The organism is Cohnella sp. CFH 77786 (assembly GCF_019400745.1).
Lineage (GTDB): Bacteria > Bacillota > Bacilli > Paenibacillales > Paenibacillaceae > Cohnella.
Genome location: NZ_WJIB01000012.1, coordinates 1 through 17,968, shown reverse-complemented (window position 1 = coordinate 17,968; position 17,968 = coordinate 1). Strand labels below are relative to the sequence as shown.

Annotated in this window: 16 protein-coding genes and 1 riboswitch; of the genes, 14 read left to right on the top strand and 2 right to left on the bottom strand. The window is 61.1% G+C overall.

The genetic code is table 11. The annotated features are described in order from the left end of the window. Positions 1–18: 18 nt before the first annotated feature. The 6 genes from GE107_RS17955 (at position 19) to GE107_RS17930 (ending at position 6,817) form a co-directional block, all read left to right on the top strand. On the top strand, positions 19–1,368 hold the full coding sequence (locus tag GE107_RS17955) for an FAD-binding oxidoreductase (RefSeq protein ID WP_219641377.1): 1,350 nt from the start codon (positions 19–21) through the stop codon (positions 1,366–1,368). A gap of 6 nt (positions 1,369–1,374) precedes the next feature. Further along, positions 1,375–2,262, top strand: a complete 888-nt coding sequence (locus GE107_RS17950; protein ID WP_255570601.1) for an ABC transporter permease — start codon at positions 1,375–1,377, stop codon at positions 2,260–2,262. A gap of 34 nt (positions 2,263–2,296) precedes the next feature. Further along, positions 2,297–3,616, top strand: a complete 1,320-nt coding sequence (locus tag GE107_RS17945) for an amidohydrolase family protein (RefSeq protein ID WP_255570600.1) — start codon at positions 2,297–2,299, stop codon at positions 3,614–3,616. 117 nt (positions 3,617–3,733) lie between these two features. After that, positions 3,734–4,822 (top strand): ABC transporter substrate-binding protein, encoded by a 1,089-nt coding sequence (locus GE107_RS17940; protein WP_219641376.1) that lies wholly within the window; start codon positions 3,734–3,736, stop codon positions 4,820–4,822. Positions 4,823–4,828: 6 nt separating this feature from the next. Next, complete coding sequence (locus GE107_RS17935) at positions 4,829–5,524, top strand: NAD(P)H-dependent oxidoreductase (RefSeq protein ID WP_219641375.1); 696 nt, start codon at positions 4,829–4,831, stop codon at positions 5,522–5,524. Positions 5,525–5,551: 27 nt separating this feature from the next. Beyond that, positions 5,552–6,817: an amidohydrolase family protein gene (locus GE107_RS17930; RefSeq protein ID WP_219641374.1), complete on the top strand. Its 1,266-nt coding sequence runs from the start codon at positions 5,552–5,554 to the stop codon at positions 6,815–6,817. A 168-nt stretch (positions 6,818–6,985) separates the two neighbouring features. Here GE107_RS17930 and GE107_RS17925 read toward each other — a convergent pair whose 3' ends face one another. Then, the gene (locus GE107_RS17925; RefSeq protein ID WP_219641373.1) at positions 6,986–7,207 is read right to left on the bottom strand and encodes a DUF1128 domain-containing protein; all 222 of its coding nucleotides are present in this window, start codon (positions 7,205–7,207) and stop codon (positions 6,986–6,988) included. A gap of 124 nt (positions 7,208–7,331) precedes the next feature. Between GE107_RS17925 and yyaC the strand changes: the two genes are divergently transcribed. From yyaC to GE107_RS17885, 8 genes are all read left to right on the top strand, one after another. After that, a complete protein-coding gene (gene yyaC, locus GE107_RS17920) occupies positions 7,332–7,904 on the top strand; it encodes a spore protease YyaC (RefSeq protein ID WP_219641372.1) in 573 nt (190 codons plus the stop codon). After that, complete coding sequence (locus GE107_RS17915) at positions 7,876–8,670, top strand: alpha/beta fold hydrolase (RefSeq protein WP_219641371.1); 795 nt, start codon at positions 7,876–7,878, stop codon at positions 8,668–8,670. Before yyaC ends, GE107_RS17915 begins: the two co-directional genes overlap by 29 nt. 32 nt (positions 8,671–8,702) lie before the next feature. Continuing rightward, the gene (locus GE107_RS17910) at positions 8,703–9,365 is read left to right on the top strand and encodes a DUF6483 family protein (RefSeq protein ID WP_219641370.1); all 663 of its coding nucleotides are present in this window, start codon (positions 8,703–8,705) and stop codon (positions 9,363–9,365) included. Positions 9,366–9,502: 137 nt separating this feature from the next. After that, positions 9,503–10,687 (top strand): class I SAM-dependent methyltransferase, encoded by a 1,185-nt coding sequence (locus tag GE107_RS17905; RefSeq protein WP_219641369.1) that lies wholly within the window; start codon positions 9,503–9,505, stop codon positions 10,685–10,687. Between the two features lie 155 nt (positions 10,688–10,842). Beyond that, a complete protein-coding gene (locus GE107_RS17900; protein WP_255570599.1) occupies positions 10,843–12,504 on the top strand; it encodes a histidine kinase N-terminal 7TM domain-containing diguanylate cyclase in 1,662 nt (553 codons plus the stop codon). Between the two features lie 16 nt (positions 12,505–12,520). Continuing rightward, a complete protein-coding gene (locus tag GE107_RS17895; protein WP_219641368.1) occupies positions 12,521–13,195 on the top strand; it encodes a GGDEF domain-containing protein in 675 nt (224 codons plus the stop codon). A gap of 104 nt (positions 13,196–13,299) precedes the next feature. Next, positions 13,300–13,390, top strand: a riboswitch (cyclic di-GMP riboswitch). Positions 13,391–13,599: 209 nt separating this feature from the next. Next, a complete protein-coding gene (locus GE107_RS17890) occupies positions 13,600–14,298 on the top strand; it encodes a PilZ domain-containing protein (RefSeq protein WP_219641367.1) in 699 nt (232 codons plus the stop codon). Positions 14,299–14,490: 192 nt separating this feature from the next. Beyond that, positions 14,491–16,647 (top strand): O-antigen ligase family protein, encoded by a 2,157-nt coding sequence (locus GE107_RS17885; protein WP_219641366.1) that lies wholly within the window; start codon positions 14,491–14,493, stop codon positions 16,645–16,647. Between the two features lie 677 nt (positions 16,648–17,324). On the opposite strand, the gene GE107_RS17880 is transcribed toward GE107_RS17885, so the two are convergent. Beyond that, entirely contained in the window at positions 17,325–17,636 is a 312-nt protein-coding gene (locus tag GE107_RS17880; protein ID WP_219641365.1) for a dehydrogenase, read from the bottom strand. Positions 17,637–17,968: the final 332 nt, after the last annotated feature.

Here is a 17,968-nt window from a genome sequence, read left to right as displayed (position 1 = left end):
CTCAGGGAGGTGGAGAAAATGGCCGCTGGGTGGCAAGAAGAGATCGCGGAATTGGTAGGAGCGGATCGATTGCTGCTCGATCCCGGGCAGCTGGACAAATTGTCCAAGGATTATTATTGGTACTCTCCGGTGCTGGAACCGCTGCTGCGCGATAAGAAAGCCGACGGAATCGTCGTTGCCGGATCGGAGGAGCAGGCAGCGCAAGTGCTCGCGTTCGCCTGCCGCAACCGTATTCCGGTTACGGTACGGGGGGCGGGCACGGGAAATTACGGCCAGGCGGTTCCGCTTGAGGGCGGCATCGTGCTCGACGTGAGCGGACTCGACCGCATTCTCGAAATCTCGGACGATTATGCCCGGGTGCAATGCGGCGTCCGGCTGGGCGCGCTGGAAAAAAAGCTGCGCGAGGCCGGCCGGGAGCTCCGGATTTATCCGAGCACGTTCATGAAGGCGACCGTGGGCGGGTTCGTCTGCGGCGGATCCGGCGGAATCGGCTCCATCACATGGGGAAATCTCTGGGACGGCAACGTGCTCGAAGCCGTCGTGCTCACGATGGAGGAACAACCGCGGAAACTCGTCATCGCCGGAGCGGAGCTGGCCGCGTACATCCATAACTACGGAACGAACGGCGTGGTGACGGAACTGACGATCCCGACCGCGCCGCGAACCGACTGGGTGCAAACGGTGGCTCAATTCGGCGATTTCGAAGACGCCTGCCGGTTCGCCCATGCGGTGTCGCTCGACGACTCCATCGGCAAACGGCTGGTCACGCCGGTGGAATGGCCGATACCGGCTTATTTCACCCCGATCGTCAAACATTTGGAACCCGAATCGAGCGCTTGCCTGATGGAGACCGCGGATGGCAGCGAAGGCGCCTTGGCCGAATACGCGGAACGGTTCGGCGGCCGAATCGGATACGTCATCCCAGCCTCCCAATATCGCAAAACGATCGGCCTGTCCGATTTTACGTGGAATCACACGACTTTGTGGGCGCTGAACAAAGACCCTTCCCTGACGTATTTGCAAGCCGGTTTCCATTCCGCCGATTTTCTCGAGCAAATCCGCAGCATCAAATCCCGGTTCGGCGGCGAAGTGCTCCTGCATCTCGAATTCGTCCGTTCCGCCGGCGTCGTGATGCCCGCCGCGCTTCCGATCGTACGGTACACGTCGCACGAGCGGCTCTATGAAATCATCGCCTATTTCCGTTCCATCGGCGTCGGGATCAACGACCCGCACACCTGGAGGCTGGAAATGGGCGGCCGGGGGGAATTCGACGGCATGATCCGCGCCAAACGGACGAACGATCCGCTCGGCCTTCTCAATCCCGGCAAGCTGCAGGTTCCTGCGGCGGAAGCCATGCGAGGAGAGTGAGAGAACATGTCGGAAAACATTGCGTCCCAGAACCTGAACGTGGACATGGACGTGCAGGCGCGTTCTTCGGACTCGAGAGGAGGGGCGCGGGGAGGCGTATCCCTTCGCCTCAGGACCTACGGGAAACAGCTGCTCCCGCCCGCTCTCGCGTTCGCCGTTTTCGTCGGGGGCTGGGAACTCTTTTGCCGGCTTGCCGGAATCAAACCCTACCTGCTGCCCAAACCTTCCGATATCGTCCATGCCGCCGCGGAAAACGCCCCGAACTTATGGGTTTCCGTTTATACGACCATCTCGGAAGCGGTGCTCGGCTTCCTGATAAGCATCGTGCTGGGCGTCGGCTTCGCCGTCCTCCTGGCAAGCTCCAAGCTGATCGAGCGAAGCGTTTATCCGTACGCGATCATCATGCAGACGATCCCGATCGTCGCCATAGCCCCCCTTATCGTCATCTGGTTCGGCGCCGGCATGAACGCGATCGTCATCATCGCCTTTCTGATCGGTTTCTTCCCGATGCTGTCCAATACGCTCGTCGGCTTGAATTCGACGGACCATAACATGAAAAACCTGTTTCACCTCTACAATGCGTCGCGTATGCAAACGATGTTCCGACTCCGCATACCGGCCGCCCTTCCGTATATCGTTGCGGGACTCAAAATCTCCTGCACCCTCGCCGTCATCGGAGCGATCGTAGGCGAGTATATCGCCGGCATCGGCGGAGGCAACGGAGGTTTGGGTTACGCCATCACGGTGTCGGCCTCCCGTCTGCAAACCGCGTATTTGTTCGCTTGCGGCTTGTCGGCTTCTCTGCTCGGCATCGCCTTCTTCCTCCTCGTGAACGCCTTTTCCAAATGGATGCTCAGCTCGTGGCACGAATCGGAGATGGGCTCGGAAGGGTAACGCGCGACTAGCCGAGAAAGGGGAGGTGACGGCCATGCCGCCGCATGCAGCCGATATGGAAGCCATAAATGTGAGATTGCCGCTGACGGACCGGGAAGGTTTGTTCCGTTTGGCGATCCGGGACGGCCGTTTCGCCTCCATTGAGCCTCAGCCGGAATGGATCGTTTCGGAGCGGCATGTCCCGATCGGCTCGCTGAGCCTGGAACGGCTGGGTGCCGCTGCCGCGATCGACCTCCAGGGCAGGGTCATGCTGCCGGGGTTCGTCGATGCGCACATGCATTTGGACAAAGCCTACTCGTTGCCTCATGTCGGCAACCGTTCGGGAACGCTGCTGGAAGCGATCGAAAACTACCGCTCGGCAGCCCCTTCATTCAGCAAGGAAACGATCCGCGGCAGGATTGTCAAGGCCGCGCTGAACGCTGCATCGTTCGGGACGACGGCGCTGCGAAGCCATCTGGACGTCCCGCTGATGCACAGCCGCGAGCTCGCCATGCGGACCATCGAAGCGGCTTTGGAAGCGCGCGAAATGGTGAGCGAGTACGTCGGCATCCAATTTTTCCCCATGTATTACCACGATCCCGGGAGAGAGCGCGAGTTGAACGAGTTCGCCGCGGAAACGCTCCGTATGGGCATCGACGGCGTCGGCGGCGCCCCGCATTTGACCCCGGATCCAGCCGGAGGCATCGATTGGGCGTTCCGGACGGCGCTGGCTTTCGATAGACCGATTGATCTGCACACCGACGAATCGGACGATCCGGAAGTGAAGACGATCGATATCTTGTGCGATTACGTCCTGCGACACGGTTACGCGGGCAGGGCGACGGCGGGTCATCTCTGTTCGTTGTCCGCAATGGAGCAGGGAGAGGCGGACCGCCTGATGGGGAAAATGGCGTCAGCCGGCATCGGAGCCGTTACGTTGCCTGCCGTCAACCTGTACCTGCAAGGCCGAGGTGACCGGGGCAACGTCCGGAGAGGCGTCACCCGGGTTCGCGAATTGCGGAAGGCGGGCGTACGGATCGCGGCCGCTTCCGACAACATCCAGGATCCGTTCCATCCGTTCGGACGCGGGGATCTGCTGCAAATCGGCCTCATGACCGCTTACGCGGCTCATTTGGCGGGGGAGGAGGACCTGTACGAGGTGCTTCGGATGCTGACAGAATTGCCGGCCTCGATACTCGGGCTTCAGGATTACGGAGTTTCGGCGGGCAAGCCGGCAGGCTTCGTCGTGCTGGATGCCGCGTCGGCCGAGCAGGCGCTCCAGGAGCTGCCCTCCTCGAGATGGGTGTACAACAAGTCGCGTTGGATTCACGCGTCCGAAACCCGCAAGGAATGGGCGGATCCGCATATGGCGTAGGGCCGCCGCCGGCTGATGAACGCGGACGCCGAAGCCGAGTCGCCGGTCTTCATGGTGCCGATCCGCACGAGCGGCGGGTGCACATATACAATCGATAGGGAAAAGGGAGGAACCAACATGATTTACCGGAAATCGGAGCGTCGATCCAAGCTGCTCTCTCTTTCGTTGCTGCTCATCGCCGTGCTTGCGCTTGCCGCGTGCGGAGCCAAGAATGACGCGGCATCCTCGGAGAGCGCTTCTTCCGCCGGAAGCTCCGCGCCCGCTTCTTCGCCGGCCGCGTCTTCCGCGGCGTCAGAATCGCCTTCGGCGTCGCCGAAAGAGCTGACGAAGGTAACCCAGGTGACGAACTGGTTCGCGGAACCCGAACACGGGGGCCAGTACGCCGCCCTTGCCAAAGGATTCTACAAGGATGCCGGCCTCGACATGACCATCCAGTCCGGCGGGCCAGGCGTATCGTCCACGCAGCTCGTCGGCTCCGGCAAAGCGGAATTCGGCATGGGCCAAGCGGACGAGATTTTACTTGCGCGGCAGAACGGCATTCCGCTCGTCGCGATCGCCGCGATTTTCCAGAAGAATCCTCAAGGCATCATGTTCCATAAAGGCAAGATCAAGAACCCCTCCGAATTGAACGGACGCAAAGTGTACGTCTCCAGCGGGTCCACCTATTGGGAGTTCCTGAAGAAGACGTATAAGCTGGATAAGGTGCAGGAGCTCAAGTACACGGGTTCCTTGGCCAACTTCGTTGCCGATCCGGAAGCCGCGACCCAGATCTACATCACTTCGGAACCGTTCACGATGCAGCAGGAGAAGGTGGACGTCGATTACTTCCTGAACTATGACCTGGGCTACAAGCAATACGGGAACATCCTGTACACGACGGAAGATTACCTCAAAAACCATCCCGATATCGTGAAGGCGTACGTCGAAGCTTCTATCAAGGGATGGACCTACTACAAAGACAACGCCGAGGAAATCAACAAGGTCATGCAGGAGAAAAATCCGGATCTGAAGCTCGAAGCGATGGCATTCGGCGCCGAAGCCCAAAAACCCCTGATCTACGAAGGGGACGCCGCGGCGAACGGAATCGGCTACATGAGCGCGGATATTTGGTCGGGATTGCAGAAGCAGCTGATCGATCTAGGCATTCTCAAAAGCGAGGAACCGGTGGAAAAAGCGTTCACGAACGAGTTTCTGCCGGGCAAATAAAGGAGCATGGCAAACGTTCTGATCGTCTATTTCAGCGCCTACGGACACATGTACCGGATGGCGGAAGCGGCGGCGCGCGGGGTGGAGGGAGCGGGACATGCGGCGAATGTGATGCGGATTCCGGAGTTCCGTCATCCAGACAACGTGACGGCGCTGCTCGACCATCCGAGCCGCAGGCAAGGCGGCCAGGACGATCCGGTTTCGGGTGCGTTCCGCACCGGAGCGAGATGGGAGAAATACGAGAAGGCGCTGGAGGAACAGAAACGCGTGCCGGAAGCGACGACGGACGACTTGCGGGCGGCGGACGGGATCGTATGGGGGTTCCCGACGTATTACGGCTCGATGCCGGCCCAGGTCAAGTTGTTTTTGGATCATTCGGGAAGCTTGTGCGCAGGCGGCGAGCTGGAAGGCAAGCCGACGGGCGTCATGACGAGCGCCGGTTCGATCCATACCGGGCATGAGGCGACGATTCTGACCTCCATCGTTCCGCTGCTGCATTTCGGCATGATTTACGTCGGACTTCCTTATTCGCAAAATCCGGAGTATTTGACCGCCGACGCGATCGGCGGCTCTCCCTACGGGCCTTCGACTTTGGCCGGGCCGGACAGCTCGCGCACGCCCGACGAACGGGAACTGCGGATGGCCGCCAGGCTTGGGGCCAGAGTCGCCCGGTTCGCCGAAGCGGTCAAGGGGATCCGATAATCGAAGCAAGCGATCGGGGATGGGGAAATGGCGGAACTTTTCGATCTGATAATCCGAAACGCCCGGTTCGCGAATGCCGGGACTTCCGCCGACATCGCCGTAGACGGGGGAATCGTCGCCGCGACGGGAGATTTGGCGGACGTCCGCGCGGCAACGGAGATCGACGCGGATGGAATGCTGGCGCTGCCTCCGTTCGTCGAGCCGCACGTTCACTTGGACACGGTGCTGACGGCCGGAATTCCCGCCTGGAACGAGAGCGGCACGCTGGCCGAAGGGATCGCCCTCTGGTCCGCCCGCAAGGCAAGCTTGACTAAGGCGGACGTGCTGTCCCGGGCGGAAGAGGCGATTCGCCTTCTTGTCCGGCACGGCGTGCTGCACATGCGGGCGATGGTGGACATCAGCGATCCGAAGCTGACGGCGCTCGAAGCGGTGCTGGAGCTGAAGGAGCGCTACAGGGAGCGGCTGACCGTCCAAGTGACCGCGTTTCCGCAAGACGGGATCGAGAGCGGACCCGGCAACGAAGAACGTATGGAGGAAGCGCTGCGCATGGGGGCGGAAGCCGTGTCCGCCGTGCCGCATCTGGAAAGCACGCGCGAGGACGGGGTGTTGTCGCTGCGCAAAGTTTTCGCTCTGGCGGAGAGGCGGCATGCATCCGTACACGTCTTCTGCGACGAGACGGACGACGGGGAATCGCGGTTTCTCGAGGTTTGCGCCTCGCTGGCGCTCTCGACCGGGCTTGAGTCGCGCGCCGCCGCCGCGCACGCGAACGCCGCCGCGTATTACAACGAGCCGTATTTTCAAAAGGTGCTCGGTGCGGTGAAGCGGTCGGGCATGTCCATCGTCGCGTGTCCGCTGATCAACAGCGTGATGCAGGGGCGGTACGACGCCTATCCCAAAGGACGGGGAGTTACCCGCATCCGGGAATTTCACCGCGCGGGGGTGAACGTCGCCCTGGCGCATGACGATATCCGGACGCCGTTCTATCCGCTCGGGACGGGCAACCCGCTGGATGCCGCCCATATGGCGGCGCATCTGGCCCACATGACCGGGCAGCGGGATCTGCGCGATTTGATCGGCATGGTCACCACCGGCGGGGCCAAGGCGATGAACCTGGGTACAGCTTACGGATATGCCGGGGGTTTCCTCGCGCCGGGAGATCCCGCTTCGCTGCTGCTGTTCGAAGCCGGAAACGAGGGGGAATTGATCCGCGACCGCCCGGCGCCGCGGTATGTGATCTCCCGAGGGAAAATGCTGGCCGAGACGCTGCCCGCGCCGACCTGGCTAGGGGTATGAAGGATAAACGACAATTCGGCTGGCGCATGGAGATCCGCGCAATCCACTACTTCGAAAAGCGAGAATAAAAGTGAAGGTTCCTCCAGTCGCCGCCGGAGGAACCTTTTTCCATCCTCAACTCGCTCGAAATTCCGTCAGTGAGCCCGAGATGCGCGGCTTCGCGCCAGGTCAGCCCCGCAACCGTCCCAGCTCGGAGACGATCGCCTCGACTTCGCTGATGCTGAAGCGGTCCTTGGAGGTCACCATATCGTAAATGTCCTTGAGATCCTCGTATTTGCTCGCGTCGAAGCTTGAAGCTTGCATCGCGGCCCCGGTTGCCATCCGCAGCTTCGTTTTGATCGTTTCGATCATGAACTCTACGTTGGCTTGCGTCGGTTGCGATAAATCCATGCCGATCTTCCTCTCGAATGGGGATGCCCTTATTGTAACACAGGATTTGGCGTTGCGCGTTCCCGCGTGGTAACCTGATAGAAAAGAACCGGCCTAGCTGGGAACAAAATGGGGAAACGATACGATGTTGGAACCATGGCCCGATCATGCGGTCCGCGTGGACGGAGCGGGGCTCGCGCGATTTACGGATCGGATCGCGGCACGCCACCCGCTGAGCGAGATGACCTTCCTGTGCATCGGCACCGACCGGTCGTCCGGGGATTGCCTCGGGCCGTGGGTCGGCACGCTGCTTGCGGAAGCAGGCTTCGAACGCGTCGTCGGCACGCTGGAGAATCCTTGCGACGCGGAGAAGCTTCCGGACGCGATCGCCGCGCTGCCGCCGTCCGGCATAATCTTGGCGGTGGACGCCTGCCTCGGCCGTCCGGAATCGGTCGGCGCCTACCTGGCGGCGGCGAATCCTTTGATCCCCGGCCGTTCCGTGGGCAAGCCTCTTCCTCCCGTCGGCGCGTTCAGCGTGGCGGGGATCGTGAACGCGGCCGGCCCGAAGCCCTATTGGTCGCTGCAAACGACGTCCGTGCTCCGCGTGATGAACATGGCCCGCGAGATCGCGGACGCGATCGTCCGGAGCTGGGAGCCCAAGCCGAAATCAAACGAAGGATGTGTTCAGGATGCCGAATACCAGTACCAACGCGGATGACCTTCCGGCATACCAAGAAACGGGGAGCGGCGTGCCGGTCGTACTGCTGCACGGATTTTGCGGGAGCGGGCGCTATTGGGACGATGTCCTGCCTGCGCTCTCGGCGAAATACCGCGTCATCGTCCCCGATTTGCGGGGCCATGGGGCTTCTCCGGCGACGGAAGGGGTCTATACGATGGAGCGTTTGGCCGACGATACGGCCGCTCTGCTGGATAAGCTGAACGTGGCCGAAGCTTTCGTGTTCGGCCATTCCTTGGGCGGATACGCGACGCTGGCGTTCGCGGAGCAATACCCCGGGCGGCTGCTCGGCTTCGGGCTCGTGCATTCCACGCCGCTGCCCGACACCGAAGCGGGGAGGGAAGGCCGTTTGAAAGCCGTGGATAAGATCCGCGCGGAAGGCATCCGGCCTTTCGTCGACGGACTGATCCCGAAGCTGTTCGCGCCGGAGCACCGGACGTCGATGGCGGACAAGGTCGCGGCGGCGCTCGAAATCGGCTATGCCACCTCGCCCGAGGGCGCGGTCGGCTGCTCCCTCGGCATGCGGGAGCGGCCGGACCGCACGGATGTGCTCCGGAGGACGGGGCTTCCCGTGCTCCTGCTCGCGGGGGAGCACGATGAGGTCATTCCGCCGGAGCGCAGGTTTCCGGTTTCCAAGCCGAATCTGTCCGCGGTGACGCTGCCGCAAGTCGGCCATATGGGCATGGTGGAGGATCCGGGGCGGTTTACGGAAGCATTGCTGGCTTTTCTCGGGAATCATGCCGGATAACCTTGACCCGAGCGGAACAGGGGGGAACGCGGTTGCAGGAACGTGACTATCTGATGCGGTTGATCCAGAGGGCGGCCCAAGCTCTCGGAACGATCATGGGGCTCCGCGAGCAGAAGAAGCAAGAGCAGGCGCTCGAAGAGATCGACGAATTCCTTGGCCGAGAGCTGCGCATGCGGACCCGGATGGCGATGGGATTGTCGGACGAAGACCTCCTGGCCATGCTGAGCGTGGGCGGCGTTCCGAATCCCGAATCGGTGGGGATCGTCGCCGCCTTCCTGCAGGAGGAGGCGGAGCTGCTGTCCGACCTCGGCCGAACGGAAGAAAGCGTGCCCCGATTCGCCAAAGCCTTGCGCCTCCAGCTCATCTTATTCCGCGAAAATGGCGGATGGAGCGGATATGAGGCCGAGGAGAGGGTCCGAAGGCTGCTCGAATCGCTCGCCCCTTACGAATGGGACGAACGGACGATCCGCGCCGTCTGGCAATGGCGGGAAGCAGCCGGGCAATATGCGGAAGCCGAGAATTTGCTGTACGAATTGCATGAAGTGCACGGAGCCGGGGCCGCGGAAGGCTTGGCTTTCTACGACAGGCTAGCCGCCCTGGACGACGACGCGCTGTCGGCGGGAGGACTGTCCCGTCCGGAGCTGGAGGAAGGCAGACGGCAATGGTCCGTGTTCACGAACGTTGCAGAAAAATAAATCGCTAAAAGTGAATGAGAACCTATCTGTACTTGGAAACTTTAACAGGAATGGAAAAGCCCCAAAAGGAATCGGAACTCCTGCTGGAATCGGGGGCTCTCCCAATCGGAAGAAGTTTTTCATAAGGAGTCGGCGGGATGAAAGATGGACATCAAGACCACGGCTGGCATATCTTCCTGAAAGAAGCCGTCGCCGGGCGGCTGCTGCTGCAGGGGACGTTCAGCCAGCCCAGGCGGAAGGACGCGGAGACGGCGCGCAAAGTCTCGATCCGTCCGCTGAAGCTCAAGAACGGGTTTTACTATCAATTCGAGCGGTTCGCCGGCAACCAGGCATTCCACGAGAACGTACCGGAAAACGAAGCCGCGGACAAGCTGATCGAGACGATGGCGCAATACCGGCAGGCGTTGATCAAGACGCCGGAGTCCGACGTCCAGCTGCTGGCGAACAAGAAAGGCGCCGTCGCCATGCTCCGGGGCAAACCGACCGGCAAACCGGAGCTCCGGGAGGCGTCGCACAACCGGGTCAAAACCTACGTGATCCCGGAGGGCGAGCCGGTCCCGTTCCTGGTCCGCCTCGGCGTCATGACGCCGGACGGCAAGGTAGTGAAGGCGAAGTACGATAAATTCCGGCAAATCAACCGGTTTCTCGAAATGGCGTCCGACGTGCTGCCCGACCTCCCGCGCGGCCGTCCGCTTACCGTCGTGGATTTCGGCTGCGGGAAGTCTTATTTGACGTTCGCCTTGTACCATCTGTTTGCGGTGAAGGAGGGGCTGCCCGTCCGGATCGTCGGGCTCGACCTGAAGGCGGACGTCATTCGGGAATGCTCCCGCCTGGCGGAAGATTTGGGCTGGGAACGGCTGTCCTTCTCCGTTGGCGATATCGCGGATTACGAAGGCGCGTCTGCCGTCGACATGGTCGTGACGCTGCATGCCTGCGATACGGCCACCGACGCCGCCCTGCTCAAAGCGATCGCCTGGAACGCTTCGGTCATTCTCTCCGTTCCGTGCTGCCAGCACGAGCTCTTCCGCCAGATCTCCCAGCCGGTGCTGAAGCCCATGCTGAAGCACGGGATTCTGAAAGAACGTTTCGCCGCGCTGGTTACGGACGCCATCCGGGCCAACCTGCTCGAGACGGCAGGCTACCGGACGCAAATCCTCGAGTTCATCGATTTGGAACATACGCCCAAAAACCTGCTCATCCGGGCCGTTCGGGGGAAGCAGGGAAGTTCGGAGGAGGTCCGCAAGGAATACGAGGCCTTCCGGGATTTTCTGGCCGTGTCTTCCTTCATGGAAAGGGAATGGCGGGAATGGCCGAAGTCATGATTCCGAGAGCGGAAGTGGGTCGATCGACCCATTTTTGTAGGTAAAAATTAGCTAAACCTTGTTGTCGGTAAAAGCTGCCATATGGTAAAATAACAGGAAGCTTGTCCGATCGGTGCTCTTCTTCAAGTGACCTTTCCGATGAAAAGGTGACCCCATTGGCATTTTTCTGGCCTGATATGTTGCTTTTCGTTTCCTTGCTCATTTTGTTCGTCTGCGTTCTGGCGTTTAATCGCATCACGCAAACGCACAAAGTGTATTTGGCGTTTCATTTCATCATGATGCTGTGGCCCTTCGGCCAATTCATGCTCTCGACGACAGGCTATCCCGAGGTTCAGAACGCCTACGTGAAGCTGTCTTTCACCGCCTTGTCGATGCTCGGGCCCGGGTGGCTTATTTTCGTCTTTTTCCTGACGGGCCGCGCCGCCATGCTCAAGGGCTACAAGACGATCCTCTATCTGCTTCCATCGCTGGTTTGCGTCGTCGGCGTCCTTTGGAATCCTGCACACATCTTCATGACGCCGGTCGGCGGTTCCTACCTCCATCGCGAATACGGCACGTTTTTCTGGCTGCTCGTCGTCATCCAATTCCTCTACTTCATCATTGCCCTGCTGATCATGTTCCACGCCCTGAAGTCGGTTAAATCGTTGAACCAGCGCAAGCAGCTCGCGATCGCCGTCATCGGGATATTCGTGCTGACCGGCTTCAGCGCCTTGGATTTGCTCATCAACGTCCTGCTCGCCCGCTGGATGCCGATCATCCCGGGCATGATGTCGCTCGGCATTCTGCTGTCGGATTGCTGTTTCGTGGTTGCCATCTACCGTTACGGGATGTTCGATATCCTCAGTATGGCGCAGCGGGACCTTTTCGCCCACATGGCCATGGGCATCATCGTGGTGGACGAGAACGGCAAAGTCATGGAAGTGAACCGCGGCGCCGCGCCGTTCGTCCGGGTGTCCAAGGGCGACGTTTTCGAGATGGAGAAATTCCTGTCCCCGTTGCAGACGCAAGGAGAGGTTAACGAATTTCTGTACAAATACCGAAATAATCCTCAGGAACGCATGCAGACGGAAATTACGCTTCAGGAGAACATCACCCGCCATGTGACGATCCAGATTTCCCCGATCCTCGACGACCGCAAGACGCTGATCGGACGGGTCATTACGTTCCATGACGTAACCGAGCTGCGCAAGCTCGTCGACGAGATGAACCGCAAGAACGAAGCGCTTCATGAGAGAAACCTTGAGCTCGTTACGATTCAGGAAGAGCTGTTCCGGGTCAATCAGAAGCTGGAGCAGATGGCGATTACCGACAGCCTTACGGGCTGCTACAACCGGCGTTACCTCATGCAGCAGATGGAGCATGAAGTGCTGCTGAACATGAGATACCGGATCCCGTTCTCGGTTTTCCTGTTCGACATCGACCACTTCAAACAGATTAACGATCGCTACGGCCATCTGGTCGGGGACGAGGTGATCCGAAGCACCGCCGGCATCGTGCGGGACAAGCTGCGGAAGACCGACATATTGGCCCGCTACGGCGGCGAAGAATTCACGATCTATTTGCCCCATACGGGCCGGGAACAGGCGGAGCTGCTGGCGGAACGCATCATGTACGCGATTAACCAGAACGTGGTGGACGCGGGGACGGAGAAAGTCCGGGTGACGGTCAGCATGGGGGTCGTGTCGGAAGAAAGCGACGATCTCCGTTTCGAGGATCCGAAGGAGTTTCTGCGGGAAGTGTTCGCCCGTGCGGACGCCGCGTTGTATCAGGCGAAGAACGGCGGTAGAAACCGCATCGTCTTGGCGCAAGAAGGATAGTCCGGAGGTGGGTGGGATGAGGCGAATCGGACAAACGGCCGGAATCGGACTGGCGTTCCTGTTCAGTGCCGCAGCGGCCGCCGCCCAATGGATCGGGAGCGGCAGTTCGGACGTTGCGATGTGGACCGGACTCGGGTTTGCCGCGGCCGCGGCCCCGATCGGCTGGTTCCTCGGGGGGCGTTACGACCGGCTGAAGGAGTGGGCGGAACGGGATTCGCTCACCGGAGCCTGCTGCCGCCGTTTTGTGCAGACAGCGTTTCCGCGGTTGGTCGCGCAGGCGGATCGCAGGCGCAAACGGTTCTCCGTGTTGCTGATCGACGTCAACGATTTCAAAACGGTCAACGACACGCTCGGTCATGCCAAAGGCGACGACCTGCTGCGCAAGCTGGCCGGCGCTTTGATGGATGCTGCGAAGCACGGCGAAATCGTGGTGCGATGGGGCGGCGACGAATTCCTGCTGCTCTGTCCGTATGGAGACCGTTCGGCGCTCGAAACGATGAGCCGGACCATCGGGGAGCGAATGGCGCAAATCTCCTCGCAATGGAACCGGCCGCTGTCGGTGTCGATCGGCTCTGCCGTATACCCGGATGACGGGCGTATGCTGGACGAGCTGGTGCAAGCGGCGGACAAGGGGATGTATGCCGACAAACACCGCCGCAAGGAAGCGGGTCCGCAGCGATTGAACGCTTGATCGGCGGATGGGCAGCCAGGTATATCGATTCTCTTAAACAGGAAATAGGACTTACGTGAGATTTGGATATATGGTACAATGGTATCAAATGGCATGATGATAATGTCGAAAAATGGCAAACTTGTCGAAAGATAAGGACGCAAAGCCACAGGGTCTACCGTTCGCCGGACGAACCATGACAGCCTGGCTGCCGATTCGTCCCGCGCATAGGGGTTCAGGCAGACAGGTGCTTCCATCGGAAGCCGCCTGTTTTTTTTGTTTTAGTGATTCGGAAAGTGTAAAAACCATCATACGCTTCCGAATGCACCTCCGATAAAACGTCAATCCGTCCGAAAAGGACGGCGTGGCCGGTTTACTTGGGGAGCATAGATAGAAACCGGCTTGGAGTCAGGAGGGAGCTTGCGATGAGAAACGGATGGAGCGCGCATAGCGGGCTGGCGGCCACAAACGGAGATCTTCTCCCGCTGAACATCCTTATGCATTGCCGAACGGTCGTGGAATCGCAAAATTTCGTGACGACCGGGTTGATGACGCACGTGGAAGGCGAATTGTTCGAGGTCGAGCTCAGCGAATTCGAAGCGTTCGAGCTGGGGGAGAAGGTCAAGCTCACGATTTACACGCCTGCGGGAATCCAGACGTTTCCCTCTACCGTTTTCGCCAAGTACGAGGGCGCGATCGCGCTCATCCAGCCGCCGGAAGTGCAGAAGCGTTTCGAAGAGAAGCGGGAATACCCTCGCGTCGAAGTGAAAGGCAGCGTGCAGCTCGTGGACGTGCCGGGTCCGGAAGGCAAGCCGCTGGAAGCCGTTTTGCGGAACATCAGCATCTCCGGCATCGGCTTCGCGGCGCCGGATTTGCCGGCGCTCATCCGGGACGCGAAGTTGAAAGCCACCGTGGAGCTCGGTTTCGGATTCAACTGCGAGCTGGAGATCGTGCGAAGGGAACTGCAAGAGGACGGGATCATGTGCGGCGCCAAAATGAACGTGCTCGAGCCGGACATGATGCGCCCGCTGCGAGCTTTTATTCTAAGGCAGCAAGTGGAACGGAACGTGCGGAACCGCAGGGAAAACGAAACGAAGAAACGCGCATCCTTTAGGAAGCCGTAGAGGAAAACGGTACGCAACGGTCGGGTCGAAGGTGGGTCTGGTCAAGCGAGCGCCTGAACCGGACGTTCGGGGAAAGGCGTATTGTTGGATTTCGAAGAATAGGACTTGATAGAAAAGGTTGCCGAATTGCGGCAGGTCTCCCATACTGGACCTGTCGTTTGTTTTTCATTCGGAATCGGGGGACTCGCCTGCATGGAGATTCGCATTTTCGTTAGAATGGCCGGGACGGCGGGCATCGCGGGAATACTGGGATGGGCGGCATGGCGGTACGGGCTGTTTTTCGACTCGGACGCTTACGCCGTCGAGCTCGTTTTGTTTGCGCTTGCCGCGGCCGTCATGCTCGCGGGGCTGGGGCTTGGACTTGAGTTTGGGCAGGGACTTCAACGGTACCGATCGGTACCGTTCTGGCCGCTGCTCCCGCTGGGAATGGCCGCATGCTACGGCATCGGGCTATTGTCGGTTCCGGCCTCGTACCAGGGGACGGTCGATTCCATGCTTCGCTGGACGGCGTTCGCCGGCTGGTTGACGCTGCTTACCCTGTGGTGGAGAAATGCCGGAAACCGGGCATGGGGGGAAGCGGCGATTCAAGCTTCGGGCGTTTTCCTGCTGCTCGGAGGATGGTTGGGCTGGTTCGGCTGGCTGCCGTTTCCGGAAATCGTGCTCCGATTCGACGATCCTGAGCTGTCGGCCGCAGGTGCCCGCCTGGGCGGGTTCCTGCAATACCCGAATGCGTATGGGGCCGTGATGGCTTTCTTCCTCCTGCGGCAGTGGCAGGGATGGGCGGGAGGCGGCAAAGCGGCGGCGGCTCTCGCAAGCCTGACCGCGGTTCCGTATGCGGGGGCGCTCGTCTTGACCGAATCGAGAGGAGCCTTGGCGGCTCTGCTCGCGGGATTGGCGCTCGGGGTGGCGCTCGCCGGCCAACGGCGCACGAGAATCAAACTTGTTCTGGGCGCGGCATGGACGGTCCCGGGAGGCTTCGCGGCGGCGCGGGGCGCTTTGCGGGGATGGAATGGCGGCGGGATGGAGGGGGCGTGGCTGACGGTCGCCGCGGTCGTTGCCGGTGCCTCCGTTTTGTACGGGCTCTGGCGGTGGTTGGAGCAGGCCGATCGGCAGGAAGAGGGTCTTCGGAAATTTCCGTACGCCCGCCAAGCGTGGATATCAGGAGCCGCGCTTCTGCTGCTGTGCGGAGCGATTATGGCAGGGTCGGGCTGGCTTGGGGCAGCCGGAAGGATTTCCGGCGGCCATTACGGTACCGCCGCCTCGAGGCTGCTGTTTTACCGGGACGCCTGGCGCATGTTCCTCGATTCCCCTTGGATCGGCTTCGGAGGGGACAGCTGGCGGACGTTGTTCGGGCTCTATCAATCCGAGCCTTATGTCGGCGGGGAAGTACATAGCGGGTATTTGGAGATTTTGCTGGATACGGGGCTGCTAGGCTTGGCCGTATTCGCCGGGATCTTGATCGTATGGGTTCGGAGGGTGTGGGAAAGGAAACGGGAGGCGCTGGCTCCCGCAGCGGTGCTGCTCGGCCATGCCGCCGTCGATTTCGACCTGTCTTATGCCGGGATATGGCTGCTGCTGCTTGCCTGGTTCGCGCTGTTCGCCGCGGAAGAGGAGGAACGGCCGGGATTGCGCAGGCCGGGCGCCGTTTGGGTCGCCGCCGGCCTCTTGGCCGGAGCGTCGGCGTGGGGCGCATGGGCGGCGTGGCACGGGGATGCCGCCGCCCGAGCCGTTGCCGCCGCGGACCGGGCGGCGGCCCCTGCCGCGCGCGAGGCGAAGCTGCGCGAGGCGCTTGCGGCGAATCCGGCGAATGGCCGGATTCGGGTGGCGCTCGCCCCGCTCCTGCCGCAGGCGGAGGAGCGGGAGAGCGTGCTGGCGGCGGGGCTGCGGTATGAGCCGCAGTCCGCGCCGCTGGTTCTATCGCTCGGCTTGGCGGAAGCCGAGCTGGGCAGGGCTGCGCAAGCGGAGGCGCGCTTGCGCGAGGCGCTGCGGCTGGAGCGGTTCAGCCGCGAGACGCAGACCGCCGCGATCGCCGCGATGACGCGTCTGGCGGAGACGCTGCGCTTTCGCGGCGACTCCGCGGGGGCCCGCTCGGCGGCGGAAACGGCCGTTTCCTTCTACGAGGAGTACCGCCGGCTTGTCCGCGAAGTGGCGGCCATGCGGAACCCGGCTAACGGCAGGCGCTTCGCCATGACAAGCGCTGCCGAATTTGGCGCGGCGAAAGCTTATGCCGAACTCGGCCGGATAAACGAAGCGCGCGTGCTGCTGCGCCAGTTGGTCGACAGAGAGGCAAGCGGGTGGAAGGAGCAAGCGGAAGAACTTCTGCGGAAGCTCGGAGATGGACCAGGGTGATGATCACCCTCGTTCGAGAGTTGCACCCAGCGCCAACTCGTGCTTCCGTTCTCCCGCCACCGCACGCAATAGCGTCCGACCGCCACTTTTTTGGCCGATTCTTGCGCTGCCGCATGAAATAGTGTCCGTCCGCCACTATTTTGTGCGATTCTCGCGCTGTAGCACACATTAGTGTCCGTCCGCCGCTATTTCGGCGATTCTCGCGCTGCCGCACACATTAGTGTCCGTCCGCCGCTATTCTGGGCGATTCTCACGCTGCCGCACAAAATAGTGTCCGTCCGCCACTATTTTGTGCGATTCTCGCGCCACTGCACGCAATAGCGTCCGTCCGCCACTGTTTTGGCCGATTCTCCCGCCACCGTACGAATTAGCGTCCGACCGCCACTATTTTGGCCGATTCTCACGCAGCTGCACGAAATAGCGTCCGACCGCCACTGTTTTGGCCGATTTTCCCGCCACTGCACGAAATAGCGTCCGACCGCCACTATTTTGGCCGAATCTCACGCAGCTGCACGAAATAGCGTCCGACCGCCACTGTTTTGGCCGATTCTCCCGCCACTGCACGCAATAGCGTCCGACCGCCACTATTTTGAACGAATCTTGCGCCACCGTACGAAATAGCGTCCGACCGCCACTATTTTTCGCCCCTCTTGTACCTGTTCCTCGCACCTGTCGAGTCACCCCCCGAATGCATCGCGGAACGCCTTGGACAATTGTACGGGATCGACCTCCCACAAGGCCGCGATATCCTTGCAAACCGCCTCGTCCCACCAATCCGCGAGCAATGTCCGGTTGCTGTGGTTCAACGTAACCCACTCCAAACGGCCGATGACCCGCTTGTAGTAAAGTTCGACCGCTTCTTTGACCTTTTCCGCGGGTACGTGATGCTTCAATCTTTTGAGCGTGCGGTACAATTCGTTGTCGCATGCCCGGCGGATGCTGCGGGGTGTGGGGAGCGGTGCCGTATGCTTTTCTTGTTTCATTCTCATGACGGAAAACCACCTCACCTTCTTCCGTTACCGTATGCGGAGAAGAGGAGGAAAGAGACAAACGAAAGCAAACGGTCGCAGAATCGTTGCCTACAATTTGAAGGCGCACCCCGCACCCCGCACCCCGCACCCCGCACCCCGCATCCGCATCCTGCATCCCGCATCCGCATCCGCATCCGCACCCCGCACCCCGCATCCGCATCCTGCATCCCGCATCCGCATCCGCATCCGCACCCCGCACCCCGCACTCCGCACTCCGCACCCCGCACCCCGCACCCCGCACCCCGCACCCCGCACCCCGCACCCCGCATCCGCATCCTGCATCCCGCATC